At 35.6% G+C, this 22,007-nt stretch carries 24 protein-coding genes and 3 pseudogenes; 9 read left to right on the top strand and 18 right to left on the bottom strand.

Annotated features, from left to right (window positions below; genetic code table 11):
* Nucleotides 1–190 precede the first annotated feature (190 nt).
* Nucleotides 191–1,546 (top strand): guanitoxin biosynthesis MATE family efflux transporter GntT, encoded by a 1,356-nt coding sequence (gene gntT / locus HGD76_RS04260; protein ID WP_168695055.1) that lies wholly within the window; start codon nt 191–193, stop codon nt 1,544–1,546.
* 144 nt (nt 1,547–1,690) lie between these two features.
* On the opposite strand, the pseudogene HGD76_RS04255 reads toward gntT, so the two are convergent.
* From HGD76_RS04255 to HGD76_RS04245, 4 genes and pseudogenes are all read right to left on the bottom strand, one after another.
* Nucleotides 1,691–1,996 (bottom strand): annotated as a pseudogene (locus HGD76_RS04255) (DUF4351 domain-containing protein); the annotation flags it as partial.
* Nucleotides 1,997–2,016: 20 nt separating this feature from the next.
* Nucleotides 2,017–2,325 (bottom strand): annotated as a pseudogene (locus HGD76_RS04250) (DUF4351 domain-containing protein); the annotation flags it as partial.
* Complete coding sequence (locus HGD76_RS26185; RefSeq protein ID WP_407644799.1) at nt 2,273–2,437, bottom strand: hypothetical protein; 165 nt, start codon at nt 2,435–2,437, stop codon at nt 2,273–2,275. The gene HGD76_RS26185 and the pseudogene HGD76_RS04250, both read right to left, overlap by 53 nt.
* 76 nt (nt 2,438–2,513) lie before the next feature.
* Nucleotides 2,514–3,986, bottom strand: a complete 1,473-nt coding sequence (locus tag HGD76_RS04245) for a leucyl aminopeptidase (protein WP_168695053.1) — start codon at nt 3,984–3,986, stop codon at nt 2,514–2,516.
* 160 nt (nt 3,987–4,146) lie between these two features.
* On the opposite strand from HGD76_RS04245, the gene HGD76_RS04240 reads away from it, so the two are divergent.
* Nucleotides 4,147–4,647, top strand: coding sequence for an acyl-CoA thioesterase (locus HGD76_RS04240; protein ID WP_148763466.1), 501 nt, complete (start codon nt 4,147–4,149; stop codon nt 4,645–4,647).
* A gap of 63 nt (nt 4,648–4,710) precedes the next feature.
* On the opposite strand, the pseudogene HGD76_RS04235 reads toward HGD76_RS04240, so the two are convergent.
* From HGD76_RS04235 to HGD76_RS04220, 4 genes and pseudogenes are all read right to left on the bottom strand, one after another.
* Nucleotides 4,711–5,010, bottom strand: a pseudogene (locus tag HGD76_RS04235) (DUF4351 domain-containing protein); the annotation flags it as partial.
* Between the two features lie 228 nt (nt 5,011–5,238).
* Entirely contained in the window at nt 5,239–5,436 is a 198-nt protein-coding gene (locus HGD76_RS04230; RefSeq protein WP_168695052.1) for a hypothetical protein, read from the bottom strand.
* A 186-nt stretch (nt 5,437–5,622) separates the two neighbouring features.
* Entirely contained in the window at nt 5,623–6,645 is a 1,023-nt protein-coding gene (locus HGD76_RS04225) for a zinc-dependent alcohol dehydrogenase (RefSeq protein WP_168695051.1), read from the bottom strand.
* 173 nt (nt 6,646–6,818) lie between these two features.
* On the bottom strand, nt 6,819–7,016 hold the full coding sequence (locus tag HGD76_RS04220; protein WP_148763472.1) for a hypothetical protein: 198 nt from the start codon (nt 7,014–7,016) through the stop codon (nt 6,819–6,821).
* A 376-nt stretch (nt 7,017–7,392) separates the two neighbouring features.
* On the opposite strand from HGD76_RS04220, the gene xth reads away from it, so the two are divergent.
* A complete protein-coding gene (gene xth, locus HGD76_RS04215; protein ID WP_168695050.1) occupies nt 7,393–8,175 on the top strand; it encodes an exodeoxyribonuclease III in 783 nt (260 codons plus the stop codon).
* A gap of 67 nt (nt 8,176–8,242) precedes the next feature.
* On the opposite strand, the gene HGD76_RS04210 is transcribed toward xth, so the two are convergent.
* A complete protein-coding gene (locus HGD76_RS04210) occupies nt 8,243–9,547 on the bottom strand; it encodes a hypothetical protein (RefSeq protein WP_168695049.1) in 1,305 nt (434 codons plus the stop codon).
* 100 nt (nt 9,548–9,647) lie between these two features.
* Here HGD76_RS04210 and HGD76_RS04205 point away from each other — a divergent pair, with 100 nt between their 5' ends.
* The 4 genes from HGD76_RS04205 (at nt 9,648) to HGD76_RS04190 (ending at nt 14,016) form a co-directional block, all read left to right on the top strand.
* Nucleotides 9,648–12,803: an alpha-mannosidase gene (locus HGD76_RS04205; protein WP_168695048.1), complete on the top strand. Its 3,156-nt coding sequence runs from the start codon at nt 9,648–9,650 to the stop codon at nt 12,801–12,803.
* Between the two features lie 123 nt (nt 12,804–12,926).
* On the top strand, nt 12,927–13,217 hold the full coding sequence (locus HGD76_RS04200; protein WP_015078281.1) for a nucleotidyltransferase family protein: 291 nt from the start codon (nt 12,927–12,929) through the stop codon (nt 13,215–13,217).
* A gap of 56 nt (nt 13,218–13,273) precedes the next feature.
* Nucleotides 13,274–13,531 carry a UPF0175 family protein gene (locus tag HGD76_RS04195; RefSeq protein ID WP_148763480.1) on the top strand — a complete coding sequence of 86 codons (258 nt, stop codon included), beginning with the start codon at nt 13,274–13,276 and terminating at the stop codon, nt 13,529–13,531.
* Nucleotides 13,532–13,533: 2 nt separating this feature from the next.
* Nucleotides 13,534–14,016 carry a PIN domain-containing protein gene (locus HGD76_RS04190; RefSeq protein ID WP_148763482.1) on the top strand — a complete coding sequence of 161 codons (483 nt, stop codon included), beginning with the start codon at nt 13,534–13,536 and terminating at the stop codon, nt 14,014–14,016.
* 107 nt (nt 14,017–14,123) lie between these two features.
* Here HGD76_RS04190 and HGD76_RS04185 read toward each other — a convergent pair whose 3' ends face one another.
* The 4 genes from HGD76_RS04185 to HGD76_RS04170 form a co-directional block, all read right to left on the bottom strand.
* The gene (locus tag HGD76_RS04185) at nt 14,124–14,351 is read right to left on the bottom strand and encodes a type II toxin-antitoxin system HicA family toxin (RefSeq protein ID WP_015078279.1); all 228 of its coding nucleotides are present in this window, start codon (nt 14,349–14,351) and stop codon (nt 14,124–14,126) included.
* Complete coding sequence (locus HGD76_RS04180; RefSeq protein ID WP_015078278.1) at nt 14,344–14,553, bottom strand: type II toxin-antitoxin system HicB family antitoxin; 210 nt, start codon at nt 14,551–14,553, stop codon at nt 14,344–14,346. Before HGD76_RS04180 ends, HGD76_RS04185 begins: the two co-directional genes overlap by 8 nt.
* A gap of 87 nt (nt 14,554–14,640) precedes the next feature.
* Complete coding sequence (locus HGD76_RS04175) at nt 14,641–14,994, bottom strand: XisI protein (protein ID WP_168695047.1); 354 nt, start codon at nt 14,992–14,994, stop codon at nt 14,641–14,643.
* Nucleotides 14,982–15,398, bottom strand: a complete 417-nt coding sequence (locus HGD76_RS04170; RefSeq protein ID WP_168633609.1) for a XisH family protein — start codon at nt 15,396–15,398, stop codon at nt 14,982–14,984. Before HGD76_RS04170 ends, HGD76_RS04175 begins: the two co-directional genes overlap by 13 nt.
* 1 nt (nt 15,399) lies before the next feature.
* On the opposite strand from HGD76_RS04170, the gene HGD76_RS04165 reads away from it, so the two are divergent.
* Nucleotides 15,400–15,597, top strand: a complete 198-nt coding sequence (locus HGD76_RS04165; protein WP_210967720.1) for a type II toxin-antitoxin system VapC family toxin — start codon at nt 15,400–15,402, stop codon at nt 15,595–15,597.
* 70 nt (nt 15,598–15,667) lie between these two features.
* Here the strand turns inward: HGD76_RS04165 and HGD76_RS04160 are convergent, their stop codons facing one another.
* Nucleotides 15,668–17,143, bottom strand: coding sequence for a tetratricopeptide repeat protein (locus tag HGD76_RS04160; RefSeq protein WP_168695046.1), 1,476 nt, complete (start codon nt 17,141–17,143; stop codon nt 15,668–15,670).
* A 180-nt stretch (nt 17,144–17,323) separates the two neighbouring features.
* Between HGD76_RS04160 and HGD76_RS04155 the strand changes: the two genes are divergently transcribed.
* A complete protein-coding gene (locus tag HGD76_RS04155; protein WP_168695045.1) occupies nt 17,324–18,457 on the top strand; it encodes an ISAs1-like element ISAsp2 family transposase in 1,134 nt (377 codons plus the stop codon).
* A gap of 261 nt (nt 18,458–18,718) precedes the next feature.
* Here the strand turns inward: HGD76_RS04155 and HGD76_RS04150 are convergent, their stop codons facing one another.
* From HGD76_RS04150 to HGD76_RS04135, 4 genes are all read right to left on the bottom strand, one after another.
* Nucleotides 18,719–19,063, bottom strand: coding sequence for a serine protease (locus tag HGD76_RS04150; RefSeq protein WP_233467036.1), 345 nt, complete (start codon nt 19,061–19,063; stop codon nt 18,719–18,721).
* Nucleotides 19,064–19,158: 95 nt separating this feature from the next.
* Entirely contained in the window at nt 19,159–20,019 is an 861-nt protein-coding gene (locus HGD76_RS04145) for a DUF2887 domain-containing protein (protein WP_168695044.1), read from the bottom strand.
* Nucleotides 20,020–20,027: 8 nt separating this feature from the next.
* The gene (locus tag HGD76_RS04140) at nt 20,028–20,555 is read right to left on the bottom strand and encodes a COP23 domain-containing protein (protein ID WP_168695043.1); all 528 of its coding nucleotides are present in this window, start codon (nt 20,553–20,555) and stop codon (nt 20,028–20,030) included.
* Between the two features lie 101 nt (nt 20,556–20,656).
* Nucleotides 20,657–21,991 (bottom strand): serine/threonine-protein kinase, encoded by a 1,335-nt coding sequence (locus tag HGD76_RS04135; RefSeq protein WP_168695042.1) that lies wholly within the window; start codon nt 21,989–21,991, stop codon nt 20,657–20,659.
* Nucleotides 21,992–22,007 lie beyond the last annotated feature (16 nt).

Raw genomic sequence — 22,007 nt, 5'->3', positions numbered from 1 at the left:
TTGAAATATAACGATACCTAATTAAGCATATAGGTATTTTGAATAGGACTGACAACGGTAAGGTTAAAGCTTTTTTATGCTCTTTTACCGTTCACCGGAAAATATGTGAATGAACTACCCCTTGCTAATTACTATAAAGGCGTTTTCTAGATGATAATAGACTGAAATTATAGCAGACCAAACAACAAAAATGAGATTTACAGTCCCCAGTAACTACAATTTTTTAGGCAGATTTTACCGACTGGCAAGCATCAGCGTTCTTGCAAATATGATGGTTCCTTTGGCTGGTTTGGTAGATATTGCTTTTTTAGGGCATTTAACGGATATTCGACATTTAGCAGGAGTAATTTTAGCCACTATTCTGTTTGATTATCTTTATCGAGTCTTAAAATTCATGCGTTCTAGCACTAATGCTATTACTGCTCAAGCTGTTGGTCAAAATGATGATAAAGCCGTAATTTTAGCTGGTTTACGGAGTGGTTTAATTGCTTTACTAGTGGGGTTAATTATTGTTTTATTGCAATATCCTTTACAAAAAATTGGTTTTTTCATTTTGAGTGGTTCTTCAGATATTGAATCTGCTGGAGTTGATTATTTTTATGCGCGAATTTGGGGCGCACCTGCTGTCCTCCTCAATTTTGTTTTATTTGGTTGGTTTTTAGGTAGAGAAATGAATTGGGTGATGCTATTAATGTCAATTGTCGGTAATGGTTCTAATGTATTGTTAGATTATTTGATGATTTCTAAATGGGGTTGGGCAAGTGTAGGGGCAGGTTTAGCAACAGCATTAAGCCAGTATTTAGCTTTAATCGTGGGTTTAATATGGATGTTTTTTACTATTCCTTGGCAAGCTGTACCAGCAGCCATTCAAGAATTATTTGATTGGGTAGCTTTAAAGGAAACTTTTGCGTTAAAAGGTAATATTTTGATTCGGTTTTTAGTATTAGTTTCTGTCTATTCTATTTTTACTAATTTAAGTGCAACCATGGGAACAACTGTTTTAGCGCAAAATGGTTTATTACTCCAAATTGCTCTTTTGAGTCAGTTTACAATTCAAGGGGTAGGAGTAACAATGCAAACCCTGACAGCGAATTTTAAAAGCAAAGACAATACTCAACAGATCATCCCTTTATTAATAGTTTCTTTAGTGACTAGTGTGGTGATTGCATTAGGTTTTGCCGGGACATCTATTTTCTTCCCTGATCAGGTATTTGGATTATTAACTAATCACACAGAAGTGAATCAAGAGATTAATCAATATACCATTTGGTTACTGCCTATTTTAGTAATTACTGCCATTACTCTTATGCTAGAAGGTTACTTTATTGGTTTAAAGGAAGTTGCAACTTTACGTAATGCGGTATTATTATCTTTTGTAGTGGGTTTTATCCCCTTACTAATTGCAGCTTGGTATTTTCATAATAATCATTTATTGTGGTCTACTTTATTGTCTTACATGACAAGTAATATGATTTTATTAGGTATCTCTGTACCTGGAACATTGAAAGATAAAAGTTTAGAAAATCAGCCATTAATTTCTATTTGATAGTCCAGAGTTCCTCGTTCCCAGTCTCCAGACTGGGAATTCTCTCCTAGAGGTTCTACCTCGTATTTTCGAGACCGAGCCTCTGGGTCTGCATTCCTACGCGGAGTATGGGAATGAACCAAAATCGAGAATCTGGAAAAAATCCTATAAATTTCTGGGAATATGTGTATCTAACCAAGTAACTAAATCAGATATTCCTGCAAAGTCTAAAAACTCTTCTCCTAATATTTCTAATTGTTCAGTAGGTAATAAACGAATCCGTTCAATGATGGATAAATCCATTTCCCCAAACCGCCGATTTAATTGACGATTCAGAAAACGAAAAGCTTCTTTCTGTTCACCCTTTTGCAAAATATCCTGGTAAATTACAGATTCTTCCATAATATCCTCGCTCAATAATTGACGAATTAGATTTTTCTCGAATCGCAAACCTGCTAAAATCTCAAAAAATCGAGAATCTGGAAAAAACCTTATAAACTTCTGGGGAGGTGTGTATCTAACCAATTAACTAGATCAGATATTCCTGAAAAATCTAAAAACTCTTCTCCCAATATTTCTAATTGTTCAGTAGGTAATAAACGAATCCGTTCAATGATGGATAAATCCATTTCCCCAAACCGCCGATTTAATTGACGATTCAGGAAACGAAAAGCTTCTTTTTGTTCTCCTTTCTGTTCACCCTTTTGCAAAATATCCTGGTAAATTACAGATTCTTGCATAATATCCTCACTCAATAATTGACGAATTAGATTTTTCTCGAATCGTAAACCTGCTAAAATTTAATTCGGTTTTTAAGACTTTGATCTTTTCGACTTCTTCAGGTAATAACCAGTTGGCAAAATCAAGGGGATATTTTTCCGCTAGGATTTTACAGACATTATCAAAACTCACAATTCACACCCTGACTCACAATTTTTTAATTTATGGTAAGGGCGGGAAAACCCCGCCCTGTTGAGATGAAATTAAACTAACTTAAAACCCAGCTAACCAGTGTTCTCACACCAAAACCAGTTGCCCCAGCACCATTGTAGCCATGTTCCTTATCAGCCCAAACTGGTCCGGCAATATCTAAATGCGCCCAAGGAGTATCCTTGACAAACTGCTTGAGAAATAAAGCCGCAGTAATTGAACCGCCATAACGAGGTCCGGTATTTTTCATGTCAGCAATACCCGATTTTAACCCGTCAAAATATTTATCTTCCATCGGCATCCGCCAAATTTTCTCACCAGCACTATCAGCGGCTGTTTGCAGTTGGGAAGCTACCGCATCATCTGGTGTAAATAAACCAGCGATATCTTCACCCAAAGCTACCACACAAGCACCTGTGAGAGTAGCTAAATCAACGATCGCATCCACACCCAATTTATCAGCATAAACCAAGGCATCAGCCAAGGTTAATCGCCCTTCAGCATCGGTGTTGTTAACTTCGATGGTTTTGCCATTTGATGCGGTTAAGATGTCTCCAGGGTGCATAGCCTTACCGCTAATCATGTTTTCGGTGACGGCGGAGATAAAGTGAACTTCTACATCTGGTTTTAACTGCCCAATGGCTTTAGCAGCGCCTAAAGTTGCGGCTGCACCACCCATATCCATTTTCATGGTTTCAATGCCGCTACCAGCCCCTTTAATGTTCAAACCACCGGAATCAAAAGTTACACCTTTCCCGATAATTGCCAGTTTCCGTCTCGGTGTGGTGGCTGGTTTGTAGATAAGGTGAATGAATTTTGGTGGTAAATCAGAAGCTTGGGCAACTCCCAAAAATGCTCCCATACCTAGTTTTTCACATTCTTCCTGTTCGAGAATTTCCAGTTCTAACCCGTGTTCGTGAGCGATCGCTTGGGCAGTTTCTGCCATAGTAATAGATGTAACCGCGTTAGCTGGGGCTGCTACTAACTGTCTCGCCAAAATCACACCAGAAACAATTTGATTAGCACGGGCAATAGCAGCTTCTTGTCCTGCTAAACCAAGTAAATCAATAGTTTCGATCTGGGGATTTTTATCTTCTGGTTCAGATTTAAAGCGAATATCTTGGTAAAGTGCTAATTCTATGCCTTCAGTCAATGCCTGGGCTGTGGCGGCTGGATCATTGTTCCACAGTGGTAAACTGATTCCCAGGGTTTTGGTTTTTTGCTTTTTGGCGGTTCGGGCTACAGTAGCCGCAACCCGGCGTAAATTTTCTAATTTCAGCGCGTCTGGTTTCCCTAAACCCACCAAAATCAGCTTCCGCACGGCATAAGTCGCACCTAAGCGAATGACGATGATGCTATTTGCCTTACCTGTAAATTCTTCTTCGGCAATAACTTCTTGGACAATTCCCGCACATTTATCATTTAAGCTGGCAAGATCACCAGTTAACTCTACTGCGTCTTCAAATAAGCCAATGGCTAAAGTATCACCAGTCCAATCTAATAATGCTGTATTTGTAGGTTGAATCGTCATTTTTGTAAGTTCTGTTGATCTTCCGTCATGTACCAGTATTGCTCAAATTTTCTGAATCATGGGCGTTTGACGCAACGTCTTGACAATCTGGTAGAATTAGAAACAGTTTACAAAGTTTTATCTGTTTTTTAGAAATCTGCTGCTTGTAAAAATTATTAATATGTCTAAAGATACAAATCAACCCCAACTACCACCAACTAGTGCCATTGAGAGTGTAACTAATGTTGCATTTGAAAATTGGTTTGAATATCCAGTTAGGGCGCAACCTCACCACACGGACTATGCAGGTATTGTTTGGCATGGCACCTATTTGACCTGGATGGAAGAAGCACGGGTAGAATGTTTGCGTTCTATTGGCATTGAATTTGCTGATTTAGTGGCGTTAGGTTGTGATTTGCCTGTGGTGGAGTTATCAATCCGTTATCATCGATCAGTGCAGTTAGGGATGTCAGTCTTAGTAAAAACACGGATGGCTGAGGTGACTGGAGTGCGAATGAACTGGCACTATACCCTTGTTTCTCCTGATGGTCAGGATTTATACATTACTGCTCAGGTGACGTTAGTGGCTTTAGATCGGGAAAAGGGGAAAATTATGCGGCAGTTACCACCCGCGTTTCAAGATGCTTTAGCGAAGATTTCTGGATCTCGGAAGATTGGGTAATTATTAAAAATGAAAAATTAGATTTTTTAGGGCAATATCCAGGTTGAAATTGCCCAAGATTATCTACTTTTGTCTATCTAACCAAGTGACTAAATCAGACATTTCAGAAAAGTCTAAAAACTCTTCTCCTAATATTTCTAATTGTTCAGTGGATAATAAGCGCATCTTTTCAATTATTGGTAAAGATATTTCACCAAACCGCCGATTTAATTGACGATTCAAGAAACGAAAAGCTTCTTTTTGTTCTCCTTTTATTTCTCCCTTTTGCAAAATATCCTGATAAATTACAGATTCTTGCATAATATCCTCGCTCAATAATTGACGAATTAGATTTTTCTCGAATCGCAAACCTGCTAAAATCTCTTTTTACAAACATTATCAAAACTCACAATTTACACCCTTTGGGTAATGGTTACAATTCTGACTATCACCCAAGGATGATTTTGGGTAACAACTGGTTTTATCATGGTGAATGTCTCCTTATTTTAGGAAGCCGGAAGTCAGCAGGAAGCCTCGGAAACTCATTTGCTGGCTTCTGACAATATTTGTAGTTTTGTTGATGGGTTTCCATAGCCTCTATCATAATAATTGTCACTTTTTCACTGGCGTTTGGGAGAAAGTTTGAGCAAATTGGCTGATTTGCTGCCAAATATCTTGGGGAGTAATACCGAAACCAAAGTATAATAACATGACAAAAGCGGCAGAGATCATGGCCGTTTTAATCGTGGTTTTAATTAGTTTCCAGAGAATGATAAAAACTATCCAAGCTACTAATAAGGTAATAATCATAAAATTAGGAAATAGGGAGTTGATACTGAGTTTTTTCCCAAATTAAACAGTAAAATCAGGATAATAAACTATTCTGGGGAAAAATTGCAACCTTCCTGGGCTAGATGCTTCTAATATATTGGTAAAGTGTAACTTTTACGCCAAGCTGTACTAGCTAGAAGCATGAACTACGAAATAGCTATTTTTTTAGTTATACATCGCTACTTTAATTACTTTCCGTGCCTTCATATCCATGAATACCTGTTCTAAATCCTGTAAAGATCGGTGTTCACTAATAAGTAAGTCAAAAGGAATTGTACCACTAGCGATGAGCGATAAGGCTGCTTTCACATATTCTGGTGTATTGTGAAATACGCCTTTGAGAGTAAGTTCACTATAGTGCAATTGTTCGGTATTGACAGAAATTGTGGTATCTCTTGGACAACCACCAAATAAATTGATAGTTGCACCAGGACGACCGCAAGCGATCGCCGTTTCCCAAACACTCGGTACACCAGTAGCTTCTATAACCACATCTGCACCCCAACCAGCGGTTAATTCCCTAACTGTGTTGGCAATATCCGTAACTTGATGATAATTAAAAGTCTTTGCTGCACCGAACTTTTCACCAATTTCTAACCGTTGATTATTCCCACCCCACAATATCACCTCAGTATATTTCGCTAATACTGCCACAAACATCAAGCCAATTGCGCCATCACCCAAAACCACTACTTTATCATGGGGTTTGACACCAGAACGGCTGATACCATGTAATACACAAGCCAGCGGTTCAGTCATCGCCGCTAATACTAAGGGCAAATGCTTAGGAACTAGTAATAAATTATGCTCAACTATAGGAGCAGAAATTTTCAGATATTCCGCAAATGTCCCATTATTCCAAGTTAAATGGGGACATAAAGAATATTCTTGGCGTTGACAAAATAAACATTTCATGCAGGGAGCAGAATTATTTGCTACCACGCGATCGCCTACCCGCCAATTCGTCACCCCAGCGCCGACAGCGACAATCCGTCCCGCACCTTCATGACCAAACAGTGTCGGCGGTGTCAACATTTTAGCATGGCCACCACGTCGCCATACCTTCAAATCTGTCCCACAAGTAGTGGCTGCTTCCACCTGAATCACCACCTCGCCGGCTTCGGGAGTCGGGTCAGGAACTTGTTCTAGGCGTAAATCCTCTTGTCCGTAGAGTAGTGCTGCTAACAAAATTTTTCACCCATAAAAAAGAAGTATGACTTAAACCACGCTATCAAAATCTATTAAATACGCTTTTATACCATACTTAATGACATCGGCATATATTTTGTATTTAAAATTAGCAATTCCTGCTTTTACCTAAATTTATGCTGATGAGTTTTCTATTCCCCATGTTCAAAAATTCAAGAACTCAAAGCCGTTTGGGGTAAAACTTCTTGATTACGGGTTTCCAACTTAGATAGTAGATTAGATCCACTACTTGTATTTAAAACTGGTACTTCTTGTCTACAGGAAAGACAAAACCAATAAACCTCATGATGACGGACATGACGCAGAACCGAACCACCACAGCAGGGGCAGGTGTTAACTATGATACTCATACAATGTCCTCCTTTAAAAAAATTAAACCCTGGCAATGTTATGATTGATCTCGACATCACCATTAAACAATTGAAAATTCTAAATTTATGGTTTATTTAGTAACATTCATTTTTTATAGTTTTTTATTCCCCCATTCGCAATTCTCAGATTTAGAGAAATTGGTGGTAAAAACCTATGAATAAATGCTAAATTAACCAGCTTTATGGGGTATTTATCCAAGCTGATTCTTTGATCAAAACAATGAAAACCTGTGAGAACATTATCAAACTATAAACTAGTATAGTCCTTATTCATCTATCTTAGGGATCATAAATATATAATTTTCATGAGACAATCACTTTACCATTATTTTGCAGTCGTTTTAATAATTAACTCATGAAAATTGCTACTTGGAATGTGAATTCTGTGCGGACACGTTTAGAACAGGTTATCAATTGGTTAACAGAAAATCCGGTTGATGTTTTGTGTTTACAAGAAACCAAAGTCATAGACAAGGACTTTCCTAATCTTGCGTTTGAAAATTTAGGCTATTATCCGTATATTTCCGGGCAAAAATCTTATAATGGTGTGGCTTTAATTAGTCGTCAACCTTTGACAGATGTAAATGTGGGTTTTGGTGCTATTTTGCCAGAAATAGCATCAGCATGGGATGAACAAAAACGGGTAATTTCTGGTATAATTGAAGGAGTAAGAATTGTTAATCTTTATGTTCCCAATGGTTCAGCTATCGGTAGCGACAAGTATGAATATAAGTTAGGCTGGTTAAAAATTCTCAAGGAATATTTACAGACTTTACTATTATCAAATCCTGCTATTTCTATGTGTGGTGATTTTAATATTGCCTTAGAAGATATAGATATTAATGATAAGGTAAAGATAGATAATCACATTATGGCATCTGAATTAGAACGTCAAGCGTTACGAGATGTTCTCAGTTTAGGTTTTGGAGATGCTTTTCGTAAATTTAACAACGCAGGAGAAAATTATAGTTGGTGGGATTATCGGACTGCTGCTTTTAAGCGTAATTTAGGTTGGCGAATAGATCATCATTATCTTACACCAACTTTGTATGAACGCGCCCAAAGTTGCACTATTGATATTGAACCCCGGAAGTTAGTTCAACCTAGTGATCATACACCAGTAATTCTGGAATTTTAACAGATTTTAGATTTCAGATCCCCGACTTCTCAAAGAAGTCGGGGATCTAGTTTTTCTTGTTTTTCAATTATCTCCCTAACAATAAACCTCTAAAGAAATAAATCATATTTGTGAATATCTGTTCTATCCATAATATAGACTGATCTAACCATTCCAGAATTTGTTCTAATGGGTGTTTTTCATAACCTAATGATGTGGCAGAAATATCAATCCAGTCAGGCTTAAAATTAAATCCTTGGCTGGTTTGACTATCTATTTCTGGAAATTCCTCATTTTTGGGTTCGGTTGCTTGCTGACCTATTTTGCGGTGAATCTCAGGGAATTCTCTTTTTGCTTGAGGTTGCTGTACTGATTCCTCAAGTTTGGTATTTGTTTCACCAAATAAATCATTCCATGTCAACCAATTATCTCCTAAAGAATCACGAGAATCTAACTGATTATTTGATGATAAAACCTTTTTAAAATCAGATTTATTTTGGAATTTTTCTGGAGAAGAATTTGAGTCAAGTTGATAATTATTTCTACCTCCAAAAAAGTAATTTATCGCGGCTGCTATTAAATCAGAAATTTGTAGTTGCGGAGATTTTAAATCATCGTGATTAACTGCTAATCCATTAACCTGATTTTGGAAATGATTGACAATTTCCTGGCTATGTTTTTGGACAGGAACTAAAGTCGTAGTTTCTAAATTAGCAATTAATTGATCGAGAAATCCAAAAAGTTTAATGGGATTTAATAGAGATTTTCGTGCTATGATAGAATCTTCGTCAGTTAGCTTATTCAGCAGATGATCAATTTTGGGCAATAATTCTTTTTGCTGGTAAGCAATTAATTGTAAAGAATACCGATATTCGCTAATTTCGCTATTAATTCTATCGGCTAATTTGACGTTTTGCTGCGGTGTGAAAACATCGAAAATCCGATTATCAGCACTGACTAAGACCAAGTTTCGGGTTTGTAATTCTATAGCAATTCCCTGTACCGTGGGTATATGCTGTTGGAGAGTATTTTCTGAAGTTGGAAAATTCGGCTTGGGAAAAATTTTCTCCCACAAAGATCCTAAAAATGTGAAGGGATTTGTTTTTGGGGAAGTTGGTAAATCAGCATCTCCAGGAGGAAGATTTTTGACAACATCTAATATAATTTGAATTGGTGCGTCACTAGAGGGGGGATTTGATGAATGTAATTGTTTTGCTGTTCCATTTTGTTGCCATAATTGGTAAAGTGGATAAAGTAGAGAACCTACACCCAACCCAGTAGCAACTTGCAAATTTTTGACGGTGTTTTCCCATTTTTGTGTCAACCGTCGAGAATGCTGGTAGACAAAGTTAAAGAGTTTGCTTTGATAGCGGTTTGAAGAATCGGAAGACATGGTAGGTAATTATGTGTAAGTTGTAGGGTGAGGTTATGAAACTCCCAGCAAGTTGTAAATTTTCGTCAGTGTCAATTATTTATATTATTTTATTGGCAATATGAATCTTCCTGTATCCTCATTAAATACCAAATCTATATCCACAGCAATTGAAAATTTGCGTTCTTGTTGTCAAGTTGATATCCAGTCCACCTGGAGATATCAGGAAACTGACGAGGTAGTTACTGATTTTATCCCATTTAGTTTAACTGATTGGCAACCTGTTGAGCTAAATGAAAAAGATCATATTTTCTGGAAAGGGGGAAAACAGGTATTATGGTTAGGACAAAAATTTTCTGTTCCTGAGAATTTACACAACTTTCCCTTAACGGGTTTGTCTTTGCGCGTGGCTTTGGTATGGTGGGCAGATTTAGCGGAAGTATATGTTAATGGTAAGTTAGTATTGACGGGAGATTTGTTTGATTCTTCACCGCGAGTATTACTCAGTTCTAGTGTAACTCCTGGGGAAGAGTTTACCATAGCTTTGCGGTTGGTGAGTCCGGGACATTGTGATGGGGCGTTGATGCGATCGCTTGCAATTTATGAATCAACAGATTACAATCATCCTGATGCTGGTTTTATTGCTGATGAATTAGCAGTTACGGAAATTCTTATCCAAAACTTCGCACCAGAAAAAATTCCAAATTTAGCTGGGGAAGTTGAGAAAGTTACAAATCTTAAAGACGCAGAAAATCAAGATTGGAAAACATATTTGGTGAATTTGCGAGAAACCTATGTGGGTTTATCCGAATTTATCAACGCCCAAAAATATAAAATCAATTTATTAGGTCATGCCCATTTAGATTTAGCATGGTTATGGCCTGTAGCAGAAACTTGGAAAGCAGCACAAAATACTTTTGAGTCAGTTTTACAACTCCAAAAAGATTTTTCTGAATTGATTTTCTGTCATACCACACCGGCGTTGTATGCTTGGGTAGAAGAAAATCGTCCCGACTTGTTTAGAGAAATTCAAAACCAAGTTAAAGCCGGAAAATGGGAAGTTTTGGGAGGTTTTTGGGTAGAACCGGATTTAAATTTAATTGCTGGTGAGTCTATAGTTCGTCAGTTATTATATGGACAAAGGTATTTTTTGCAGAAGTTCGGAAAAACATCTTCTGTAGTTTGGGTTCCCGATACCTTTGGTTTTTGTGCGACATTACCCCAATTTTTAGCAAATGCGGGAATTGAATTCTTTGTGACGCAAAAACTCCGCTGGAATGATACAACTAAATTTGATTATGACTTATTTTGGTGGCGATCGCTCGATGGTAGTCAAACATTAAGTTTCATGTCCGCACCTATCGGCGAAACCATCGAACCTGTAAAAATGGCCAAGTACGCTTGTGAGTGGAAAACTCAAACAGGTTTACAAGATTCCCTTTGGCTTCCTGGTGTTGGTGATCATGGTGGTGGTCCAACCCGTGATATGCTGGAGACTGGAAGACGTTGGGAACATTCCCCAATTTTCCCCAAGTTAGAATTTACAACTGCGGAAAAATATCTTCAATTCATAAAATCTGAAAATCAAAATTTACCAGTTTGGGAAAACGAACTTTATTTAGAATTCCACCGCGGATGTTATACTACCCACGCAGACCAAAAACGTTGGAATCGCAAATCTGAACATCTATTATATAGTGCTGAGTTATTCGCAACTTTAGCAAATATCCTTTGTGGTGCGAAATTTCCGAAAACGGAAATAGAAACCGCGTGGAAAAAAGTTTTATTTAACCAGTTTCACGATATTTTACCTGGTTCTTCCATTACCCAAGTTTATGAAGACGCTTTACCGGAATGGGAAGCAGTGGAAAAAATGGGAACGAAAATACTAGAGGAGTCGTTAATAGGAATCACTTCCAAAATCAATATACCACAACCTCCCAATTCTGAAAGTATTCCCATCATAATTTTTAACTCTCTCAACTGGGAACGTGCGGAAGTTGTGACAGTTGACTTATCAAAAATCATCACCCCAAATTATCCAACCTGGAAAGTTGCTGATATTGAAGGAAAAGAAATTTTATCCCAAAACTGCGAAAATTCAACTTTATTATTTTTCGCAACTATCCCCTCTATAGGTTACAGCATTTTCTGGATTTCTCCCTCTTCCCCCCAGCCGAAAATATTCCCCAAAAACTGGATATTAGAAAACGAATATCTGCAAATTCAAGTTAACCCCGAAACCGGAGATCTAACCAGCGTCTTTGATAAAATTAAACAAAGGGAAATTTTAACCGGTGCGGGAAATCAACTTCAAGCTTTTACCGACAGCGGCCAATATTGGGATGCTTGGAATATAGATCCCAATTATAACACAAAACCCCTCCCTCCAACCGAATTAAAATCAATTCAATGGCAAGAATATGGAGAAATTCACCAACGGTTGCGAGTAGTGCGTCAACTGGGAAAATCGGAATTTTGTCAAGATTACATTTTGGAACTTGGTTCACCAATTTTGAAAATAACTAATACTGTAAATTGGCAAGAAAATCAGGTATTAGTAAAAACAGCCTTTCCTCTCAATCTCCAAGCCGAATTTGCCACTTACGAAATCCCCTGCGGTGCTATTCGTCGTCCCACAAACCCCCAAACCCCCGCCCAAAAGGCAAAATGGGAAGTCCCCGCTTTACATTGGGCAGATTTAACCACAGATACAGAAGTCGGAAAATACGGAGTTAGTCTCCTCAATGATTGTAAATATGGTTACGATGCCCAACCTAGCCAACTGCGTCTGACTTTGCTAAGAAGTTCCCATTGGCCAGACTCCCAAGCTGATAGAGGAATACACGAATTTACCTATAGCTTATACCCTCATTTGGGCAGTTGGGAAGAAGCAGAAACTGTAAAACGTGGTTATGAGTTAAACGTGCCTTTTGAAGTATTAGTAAATCCAGATAATTATCAATGTAATTCAGATGGTTGTCAAAGTCAAAGTTTTCTATATTTATCAGCAGATAATTTGATTTTAATGGCACTTAAACCCAGTGAAGATGATTCGGATAAATTCATTCTTCGCTTTTATGAATGTCATGGAAAAACAGCGAATTTATCTTTACAAAGTGAGGTTTTAAGTTTAGGAGAACCAGTTGATTTATTAGAGAATTGTATTAAACCAGAGGAAAATATTCAACCTTGGAAAATTGTGACATTTCAAGCCACATTAATTAATTGTTCTCAGGATTTAGCTAAAGATAAATGTTTACCATTTTCTTTGTAAATAATTACTGTAAAGGTGCGAATTTTCATAAGTTTTATTGCTGAATTTCCTCCTTTTCTGTATTGACAAATACTGATGCAATCTAATAAAATAGAAAGGGCTAATCTTTTTCAAAAATAACTTATGGGAATTGAAGAATTATTGCTACCATTTCGAGAACAAATATTAAAAATTGCCACTAAGTATGGTGCTTATAATCTGCGAGTTTTTGGTTCTGTTGCTAGAGGTGAAGCAACACCAGATAGTGATATAGATTTTTTAGTAGAACTTAAACCACAAAGTAGTTTATTTGATTATATTGGTTTAATGCAAGATTTAGCAGCATTGCTAGGACGAAAAGTGGATATTGCTGAACCTGGTAATTTACATGAATTAATTAGAGATAAAGTATTAAGTGAGGCTGTACCTTTATGAAAGATGAGAGTTGAGACTAAAAACAGCTATAATAAATTAACCATAGGTATCTAAAAATGACAACTATATCTATAGAATTACCAGAAAGTGTTTTTTCTAGCTTGGGAAAAGAACCGGATGAATTAGCTAGAGAAATGAAAATAGCTGCTGCTGTTAAATGGTATGAATTGGGAGAAATATCTCAAGGTAAAGCGGCAGAAATAGCAGGTTTAAATAGAATTGAATTTATGGATGTTCTCATTCGTTATAAGGTTTCTCCATTTCAATATACTGCGGAAGAATTAGCTGAGGAAATTGCTTCTTTAGATGAATAGACATGAATAAAATAGTTATTAATACATCACCGTTAATTGTGCTATTTAAAAGCCAGCTTACCTATTTACTACCACAGTTATTTACAGAAATTATTGTTCCTACTGGTGTATGGAGTGAAATTGTCAAAGCTGGTAAAATAGATATAGCATCTCAAGAATTACCTAATGCTAATTGGGCAAAACCAGTTACTATTTCGGAAATTTCTGCTTTAATTGTACCTTGGGGTATAGATTTGGGAGAATCAGAAGTTTTGACATTTGCTTTAGAAAATAGTGGTTATCGCGCAGTTATTGATGATGCTGCTGCTAGAAAAGTGGCGAAAAGTTTAAATATTCCATTTATGGGAACTTTGGGAATATTGATTTTAGCGAAGAAACAGGGATTAATAACTTCTATTGATGAACCAATTCAATCTTTTAAAAAAGCTGGTTTATGGTTATCTAATGATTTAATTCAGGTTCTTAAAGAACAGGTTAATGAATAAATCATGAGATAGTAAGGTAGGAGTTTAGCATTGTTAAACCCTCAACTTTCATTTATAAATTATCATTGTTGTTATAAAAGATGATCGGTTTAACTATAATGAACTTTTTATAGGTTTTCTATAAATTCTTCAGGAGTAATTTGTGCTTGTTTAAGAACACCGCTTAATGTACCTACTTTTAATTCTGGATGTAATGGTACAACACAACCAACTTCTCCATTAATTGTTTGTTTTTTCATGATTACATGACTACCTGTTTGTCTAATTTGATAAAAACCCATACGTTCTAATGTCCGAATTGCTTCTTTACTAGAAATTCGTGGTAATTTAGGCATAAGTAACCTCTATGCTAGTCACATATCTAGGAGAGGTTTCTGGTAAAGGAAATTCTTCTAAATAAAGTCGTGTTGCTTCTTTTAAACCTGTTATTGCTTGTTCTATGGTTTCACCTTGATCTACTGTACCAACTTCTGGACATTCAGCGATATACATATCATCTTCTTTGTAGATTATGACTGTGAAACTGCGACTTTTCATAATTTTTATGAGGGTTACATCTAGGTTTATTTTAACATTAAATGTAGGGGTTTAGCATTGCTAAACCCCTACATTATTCTCATTATTTCAAGCGGTAGCAAACTCTGTGAAAACTCTTTTACTGGGATGATGGAAACCCAAAACAATATCATTTTGCGGTATTCCTGCTGATAGTAAATCATCAACTACACATAAATCTGTAGCATCTTCTTCTACCCAAACTTTGCCGTTTTTAATGGTAAGATAAATGATGATATGCTGTATTTGCTTTTTGTCATCCCAACCAAAACGAAACCAAATATATTGATCTCTGTTTTCATCAATAGCTAAACGTTCACTAACTTCAAATTCATATTTTTTTGAAATTTGAGTATTACTCATTTCGTAATATTCAGTCAATATTTTTTTGATAATATTCCGGTATTGTTCTAGTTTATCCATTGCTGAATTTCCTCCTTTTCTGTATTAACAACTATTAACAGCAGGTGATTTTCCTGAATTACAGCTTGTACAGATTTGCGTTGAAAAAATTTCTCATAGACAACATCATCAATAGCTAAATAGAGTTTATATTCTGGTGCTGTAAGTTGAATGAGATTCCGATATACTATATATTGTCCCAAGGCGTTATGAAAATCATACATCAGCGATTTGCTGACAAAACTTTTAATTTCCACAACTATTTTCTGTCCTTGACGTTCTGCGGCAATTGGTTTTTCTGCTGCTAGGTCTGCGTATAGTTCAGCATCTTCATATTTGATAATATAAGGGTCGTCTGTGATAGTCCAACCGTCTTTTATCAATGCGTTTTTGACTTCGTTATGGTAGATATCTTTGGCTGGCATATTGGCATTATTTAATTATACTCTAATTGTAGGTTACATTGTAACTGATTTTAAACTAGCAAGACGGGAAGGTTTAGCTGCTGATGATGCTGCTTATTTAGAGTTAACTTTGCGGTTAAATTTACCTTTAGCAACTCTTGATTCTCGGTTAGGAGAAGCAGCTAGTGGTTGTGGTGTTAGTTTGGTTATTTTTGATTAGGGTTGGTTAATGTATGGGTGGAGAATAGAAGGTAAAATAAAGATAATAGTAGCTACAATTTATTCAGTAGCTACAATTTATTCAATATTTCCTGTATTGTTTGAACGCCTTGAATATTGCCTTGCTGTTGAAGTAGTTGTTTAGCAGTTTCTAAATCTTTAATTGCTACTTGTATATTGCCTGTGAATAAGTACATCAGCCCTCGGCTAGCGTAAGCTTTGGCATTGTGAGGATTAATTATGATAGCTTGATTAAAATCAGCGATCGCACCAGCTTTATCTCCTAATTTATGTTTAGCAGTTCCCCGGTTGTTGTAGGCTTCGGCAAGTTGAGGATTAATTGTGATAGCTTGAGTATAATCAGCGATCGCACCAGTTTCATCTTCAGATTCATATTTAGTATTTCCCCGGTTGTTGTAGAAATTGGCATCTTGAGGATTAATTGTGATAGCTTGAGTATAATCAGCGATCGCACCAGTTTCATCTTCAGATTCATATTTAGTATTTCCCCGGTTGTTGTAGAAATTGGCATCTTGAGGATTAATTGTGATAGCTTGAGTATAATCAGCGATCGCACCAGCTTTATCTCCTAATTTATGTTTAGCAGTTCCCCGGTTGTTGTAGGCTTCGGCAAGTTGAGGATTAATGGTAATAGCTTGAGTAAAATCAGCGATTCCACCAGCTTTATCTCCTGATTCAGATTTAGCAACTCCCCGATTGTTGTAAGCATCAGCATATTGAGGATTAATTGTGATAGCTTGAGTATAATCAGCGATCGCTTCTTGATATTGTTTCAAGTCATAAAATAATCCTCCTCGAGTTTCGTAGAGCAAGAAATCTTTTTGTTTGTCTTTTTCTGATTCTAAAATGGCTTGATTAAGTGCTTCTACAGCATTTTCATATTTTTTTAATTCCCGAAAAATAGCACCCTTTAATAAATAGGAACGATAAAAACTAGGTTGGTTTCTAATTGCAGCATTTATAGCATTTACAGCTAAATCATATTTTTCCTGTCCGAGCCAAATCCAAGCAGCATTGTAATAAGATTCCCAAGAGTTTGGATCTTTGCTAACTGCATTTCCTATCGCTTTAATTGCATTATCTGTATTACCACTTCGCCATAATTGAATACCATAAGTTAGCCACTGTTTCCCAGTACCATTCACAGAATCAGGTGCGGAATAAGTCTTTAGTAATGCTAAAATAATAGACTGTATATCTAGTGATATAGGTTCATTTTTAGCAATATTTAATTGAGGTTCAGGTAATTTCCATAAACCATCTTGTTGATAAAATAAAAAACTCTCTATAGACAACCCCAAACTATATCCTAAAACATTTGTTTCTGCGAAATTATGAATACCAGCTAATCGCCCTTCTGTATTCCAAATACCACCTCCACTCATGCCTGGATATCCTTCATTACTATATGCTAATTCATATCCTCTGGGTTTTGCCCAAAATTCATTTTGTTCTATATTGCCCATAAATCCTACACTAAATAATGAAGGATGATTTAACTCTTCTCCTTTCCAGGGGAAACGCATCTAATTTTTTTTGACAAAATGTAACTTCTATGAATAGATAAAAAGGGCAGTATTACCATGTTAATATCAAGCCAATAAATGAGTATGAAGAAAATTTGATGGTAAATTCGTTTCTATAAGAATCAATAAAATGAGTTGAAGTGGTATTCTCAATAAAACTAAAGAGACAAAATTCACAAAATGAAGCTACCACCAAAAATCACAATAGTAGATCACTTTAAAGATTTAGAAGATAAAAGAGTTGAGAGAACAAAAAGGCATAAATTAATAGATATAGTAACCATTGCGATTTGTGCAGTGATCTGTGGAGTAGATAGTTGGGTATTGATGGAGGCTTATGGAAAAAAGAAAGAAAAATGGCTAAAACAATTTTTAGAACTTCCAAACGGGATTCCATCTCATGATACATTCGCCAGAGTATTTGCGAGAATAGATCCGCAACAATTTCAGAATTGTTTTTTGAGTTGGATAAAATCTATCAATAAAATTACAGAAGGAGAAGTCATAGCAATAGATGGGAAAACATTAAGGCATTCATATGATAAAGGAAAGGATAAAGGTGCGATTCACATGGTAAGTGCATGGGCAACTAGTAATAAATTAGTATTAGGACAATGTAAAGTAGAAGAAAAGTCAAATGAAATAACAGCCATACCGGAATTAATTAAAGTATTAGATATAGCCGGATGTTTAGTAACGATTGATGCGATGGGGTGTCAAAAAGAGATAGTAAAATCAATTGCAGAAAAATCAGGCGAATATATTATCGCACTCAAAAAGAATCAAGGTAATTTATATAAGAATGTAGAAGAAATCTTCAAAGAAGCTATATCTAAAGGGTTTGAGGGATTCAAATATAGTGAATTTCATACAGAAGAAGACAAACATGGAAGAGAAGAGATTCGTCATTATCTCATGTTATCAGACATAGAAGAAAGAATAGATACTGATAAGAAATGGGTAAATCTTCAAAGTGTAGGAATGGTAGAATATATACGAAAAGTTAATGGAAAAACGAAGGTTGAGACAGGCTATTATATAAGTAGTTTGACAAATAATGCGAAATTACTAGGAGAATCAGTCCGCACTCATTGGGGTATAGAGAATTCATTACACTGGGTTTTAGATGTAGCTTTTAGAGAAGATGATTGTCGGATAAGAAAGGATAATGCACCACAAAACTTTGCAGTTATTCGTCATATAGCAGTTAATCTTTTAGGAAAAGAAAAAAGCCAAAAACTAGGAACTAAAAGTAAGCAGTTTTGTGCAGGATGGGATGATGAATATTTAGAGAAGATTTTAGAATGTATCTGATAAAAATCAGAAAATATAGACAAATATAAATATAACCAATTTATTTTTCTGTTGATTCTACAATAGAATCTATATTTTTGATGCCAAAAAATATAGATATTAATATATAGAACTGAACAAAATAAATCCATCATTAAAAATAAATAATTACTCTAAATTTATGAAATTTTTATAATTTTAATAAAGGAATTTATCAGATTTTGAATGAAGTTAGATATTTTCCCATATTGATGCACTAATATAGTATTCTGTCAAGATAATTTAGATGCGTTTCCCCTGTCTATCTACCTTAGAAAATTCAACGGGATAAACTTGATTATCTGGAGTGACAATTTTCACAGATTTAGCATTTTCTATCACATGATAATTAGTGAGAACAGTATAAAAACCGTTTTGTTTTTTGATAATAGTTCCTGAAGCTGCTTCTTTATCATCAACAATGACTTTAACTGTAATTTCTTTTAAGACATTCTTCAATTCCGATTCTGATAAAGTCCCTGGTTTGCGTGCGAATAGGGAAGAACTACAACCTGTGATAATAATGGGAGAAGCGGGAAATAGAAGGATAAAGAATAATAATAGATGGGATAATTTGTGTAATTTCATAGATGGTACTCCTGGTATTTGATAATTTGCACTAGACCTCCCAGATCCCCGACTTCTTGAAGAAATCGGGTATCTTTCCACTTCACGAGTTATATTTATGGTTGATTTTGTTGCAACCAATTCTCTAAATCTGTCAACACAGAAAAATCTAACAAATCTTCAGCTAATGTTTCTATCTTTTCTATAGAAAACTGTTCAATTTTTGGCAATAAAACATCAGAAACGTTACCAAATCGACGGTTTAAAAGTCGCATAACCAGTGATACCGCTTCTTGTTTTGCTCCCTGTTTTGCTCCTAGTTCTTTCCATTCTCTAATTGCTCTGGGTTCTTCTGTAATTGGTCCTAATAACATGGCTTCTACTTCCTCTCTAGTTAATTTGTCGAATTTGTAAGTCATGATTTTCGTAACTAAATCTATTATCGCTTGTTTTTCTAGATTGTCTACCTCCGTATTTTGGGCTTTTTTTAGTAAAGTTTTAGCGGCTTCTTTGGCTTTATTTTCAGGAGTATTGGTTAATAACATTAACCCTATTCCTAGAGATTGTTCCTCTAAATCTCCTAATTCATCAAGATATATTCTCTTGACTTTGTAACTATCTACCAATACATCATGAATGAGGTAATTAGACGGTTCTAAACTGCGTGATGGAAAAATGATGACTCCAAACCAGTTGTCATACCTAACTTTATGACGATAGAGAAAAGTCATGATTTCAGTGAAGAACCGATGATACAAATCTTTATCTTCTTGAAATTGTACTTCAGCGAAAAATGCTATTTTGGGATTAGCATGATCAGGTGGTAGAAATACGCCATCAATTCTAAATGCTGTCTCTTTGACTTCTATAGAATCAAATTGATATTCTCCTGCTTCTGGTGGTTTTTGATCTACCAGTTCAAAGATTAAACCGGGAAATTGTTTAAATAGCTGATAAAAAAGGGTATCTCGACGCATGGTAGATTTTATTTCTCCTTAAATACCTTGAATATATCAACAGTACAAGTTAAATTATTGCCATTTTTCACCGCACAGGAAGAATTTTGATATGCTTGGGAAGCATCACCATTTAACACCGCAGTAAAAGCTTTTAATTCCACATCAGCATCATCTGATTCTAATAATGTTAAAATCAAAGTATGACAATCTTTTCCAGTTGTCGTACATAAAGATTTAAATCTTTTATTAGGATTATTTTCAGCTTCTGAATAACCCCAAGTTAAATCTTTCAAACTTCCATTATCATAAGCAGTTTGTAATTTTGGTGTTACTTCCTCACATCTTCGTTGAGAAGGAAAACCTGCTTTTACAAAATTCGTGCGTTTCCACTCTATTAAATCTCGCGTTTTGTCTTGGTATTTAACTTTGGTAACAGGTTCTCCATTACCGTCTGTTTCACAGGAGAAAACAACCTCTTCAGATTTTTCACACGCTGTTAATGTGAGGTTTAAAATGAGCAGAGTCGGGAATAATAGCCACTGATAACTTTTCATAATTGGGATTGTCTTTGTGCTGGATTATTATCTTTATTGTCTGAATCAGGATGTCCAGGATTTAAGGATGTACAGGATGAATATGGGGATTTTATCACTAATTACCTATCTGTCACCCAAGCTTTAATTACATAATTACCACTTGCTGCTTTTGTTGATGTAATTTTAAATTGATAAGTACCCGGTTCTACCATAATAGAAGCGGTGAAATCATTATCCTTTGTTCCTACATTAGATACAGGATTAAAATATTTATCATCTGGTTTGAGAATGGTGAGTTGTGGTTGAAAATCATTGCTGATTATTTGCACTGTTAAATATTGTTTTTTATCACTTTTAAATGTATAAACATCATAAGTTTTATTACTGATTAAATCCTTTTGATCTGATGATGTTAGTTGTCCTGATTTGGCTTTACCATCAGCTATTAGTTGATCATTAGATTTGGGTAATATGGATATGACAGCCATAACTACACCGATAATGAGGATGATTCCTGAAATAGTGCCAAGAATTAATTTCCAGGGAATTGGAGGCGCTGGAGTTGCTGGAGGTACTGGAATTGGTTGACTTACTGTTAATGCTTGTAAGGCTTCTTTGGCGGTTTGAAAGCGTTTTGTATAATCCTCACAAATCATTTTATTTAAAATATCAGCAAATTCAGGACGTACATTTGCTTTTGTTCGCCAATTTTCAGCTAATAAAGGTGTATAACTGGGATCTTCTCCAGTAATAGCAAAAACTCCAATCATACCAATAGAATAAATATCACTGGAAAAAGATACTATTCCCAATAATATTTCTGGTGCAATATATCCTTTTGTTCCTCCCAGAACTGAACCTACTTTTATTCCCGGAACAGTTACTTCTTTCGCTAAACCGAAATCAATGATAACTAATTTATTATCGCTACTTCTGCGAATAATATTATCCGGTTTGATGTCTCGATGAATAATTGCATAACCAGGATTATTTTGAATGTACTCAAAGACTTCTAGAATCTCAATTAATAAAGATATCGTCTTTTCTTCTGATAATCTTTGATTTTGTCTGAATTCTTGACTTAAAGAATGTCCTTCAATATATTCCTGGACATAAAATTCTTCCCCACTTTCTGAAAATCGTTCATAAATTGTGGGAATTTGTTCATGTTTCTCACCAAGTTTACCTAATGCTTGCGTTTCTATTCTGAACAGCCTTAAATATTCTTGCCAATATTGATTTAATATTTCTTGCTGTTGTAAAATAGGTAAATTTTCAATATCTAATTTAGATGCGGTAGGTTTTTTGAGTTGTTTTAAAATCCGAATTGGTTGATTTGGATGATTAGAGTCTTTAACTTTATAGGTAATGCCAAAACCAGTATGATGAGATAAAAGATCGATAATTTTGTAACGTTCTCTCAGCAAAGTCCCTATTCGCAAGATATTATTCATAAATTATCTAAATTCA

The organism is Dolichospermum flos-aquae CCAP 1403/13F (assembly GCF_012516395.1).
Classification (GTDB): Bacteria; Cyanobacteriota; Cyanobacteriia; order Cyanobacteriales; family Nostocaceae; genus Dolichospermum; species Dolichospermum lemmermannii.
Note: the sequence above shows the minus strand (reverse complement) of the source record. Positions and strands in the feature narration are given on the sequence as shown.

Excerpts from the sequence above, each read along its gene's own strand:
- HGD76_RS04150 (WP_233467036.1), bottom strand. The coding sequence starts at position 19,063 with ATGAAATTACACAAATTATCCCATCTATTATTATTCTTTATCCTTCTA.
- HGD76_RS04205 (WP_168695048.1), top strand. The coding sequence starts at position 9,648 with ATGAATCTTCCTGTATCCTCATTAAATACCAAATCTATATCCACAGCA.
- HGD76_RS04155 (WP_168695045.1), top strand. The coding sequence starts at position 17,324 with ATGAAGCTACCACCAAAAATCACAATAGTAGATCACTTTAAAGATTTA.
- HGD76_RS04200 (WP_015078281.1), top strand. The coding sequence starts at position 12,927 with ATGGGAATTGAAGAATTATTGCTACCATTTCGAGAACAAATATTAAAA.
- HGD76_RS04190 (WP_148763482.1), top strand. The coding sequence starts at position 13,534 with ATGAATAAAATAGTTATTAATACATCACCGTTAATTGTGCTATTTAAA.
- HGD76_RS04195 (WP_148763480.1), top strand. The coding sequence starts at position 13,274 with ATGACAACTATATCTATAGAATTACCAGAAAGTGTTTTTTCTAGCTTG.
- HGD76_RS04145 (WP_168695044.1), bottom strand. The coding sequence starts at position 20,019 with ATGCGTCGAGATACCCTTTTTTATCAGCTATTTAAACAATTTCCCGGT.
- gntT (WP_168695055.1), top strand. The coding sequence starts at position 191 with ATGAGATTTACAGTCCCCAGTAACTACAATTTTTTAGGCAGATTTTAC.
- HGD76_RS04210 (WP_168695049.1), bottom strand. The coding sequence starts at position 9,547 with ATGTCTTCCGATTCTTCAAACCGCTATCAAAGCAAACTCTTTAACTTT.
- HGD76_RS04240 (WP_148763466.1), top strand. The coding sequence starts at position 4,147 with ATGTCTAAAGATACAAATCAACCCCAACTACCACCAACTAGTGCCATT.
- HGD76_RS04175 (WP_168695047.1), bottom strand. The coding sequence starts at position 14,994 with ATGGATAAACTAGAACAATACCGGAATATTATCAAAAAAATATTGACT.
- HGD76_RS04160 (WP_168695046.1), bottom strand. The coding sequence starts at position 17,143 with ATGCGTTTCCCCTGGAAAGGAGAAGAGTTAAATCATCCTTCATTATTT.
- HGD76_RS04170 (WP_168633609.1), bottom strand. The coding sequence starts at position 15,398 with ATGCCAGCCAAAGATATCTACCATAACGAAGTCAAAAACGCATTGATA.
- HGD76_RS04245 (WP_168695053.1), bottom strand. The coding sequence starts at position 3,986 with ATGACGATTCAACCTACAAATACAGCATTATTAGATTGGACTGGTGAT.
- HGD76_RS04140 (WP_168695043.1), bottom strand. The coding sequence starts at position 20,555 with ATGAAAAGTTATCAGTGGCTATTATTCCCGACTCTGCTCATTTTAAAC.
- HGD76_RS04185 (WP_015078279.1), bottom strand. The coding sequence starts at position 14,351 with ATGCCTAAATTACCACGAATTTCTAGTAAAGAAGCAATTCGGACATTA.
- HGD76_RS04180 (WP_015078278.1), bottom strand. The coding sequence starts at position 14,553 with ATGAAAAGTCGCAGTTTCACAGTCATAATCTACAAAGAAGATGATATG.
- xth (WP_168695050.1), top strand. The coding sequence starts at position 7,393 with ATGAAAATTGCTACTTGGAATGTGAATTCTGTGCGGACACGTTTAGAA.
- HGD76_RS04135 (WP_168695042.1), bottom strand. The coding sequence starts at position 21,991 with ATGAATAATATCTTGCGAATAGGGACTTTGCTGAGAGAACGTTACAAA.
- HGD76_RS04220 (WP_148763472.1), bottom strand. The coding sequence starts at position 7,016 with ATGAGTATCATAGTTAACACCTGCCCCTGCTGTGGTGGTTCGGTTCTG.
- HGD76_RS04230 (WP_168695052.1), bottom strand. The coding sequence starts at position 5,436 with ATGATTATTACCTTATTAGTAGCTTGGATAGTTTTTATCATTCTCTGG.